General features: G+C 68.8%; 1 protein-coding gene. It reads left to right on the top strand.

Features of this window, described 5'->3' with window-relative positions; genetic code table 11:
* The coding region (locus AC1DSF_RS31250; RefSeq protein ID WP_478184188.1) for an AMP-binding enzyme at positions 1 to 388 on the top strand (388 nt) is incomplete at both ends.

The raw sequence follows: 388 nt of genomic DNA, 5'->3' as shown, positions 1-388 counted from the left end.
GGCGCAGTACGTGCGGCACGGCTGGAACGTCACCGGCGACACCTACGTCCGCGACGCCGACGGCTACTTCTGGTACCAGGCACGCAGTGACGACATGATCGTTTCGTCGGGTTACAACATCGCCGGGCCCGAGGTCGAAGTCGCCCTCGCCAAGCACCCCGACGTCGCCGAGTGCGGCGTGGTGGGCGCCCCCGACGAGCGCCGCGGCATGATCGTCAAGGCGTACGTCGTGCTGCGCCAAGGCGTGGTGCCGGACGACGCCAAGGCAGGCGAGCTGCAGACCTTCGTCAAGGAAACCGTCGCGCCCTACAAGTACCCGCGTGCCGTCGAGTTCGTCGACGCGCTGCCGCGCACCTCGAACGGCAAACTCCAGCGCGCCGTCCTGCGC

The sequence above is a fragment of the Variovorax sp. 01N429 genome (assembly GCF_056399425.1).
Note: the sequence above shows the minus strand (reverse complement) of the source record. Positions and strands in the feature narration are given on the sequence as shown.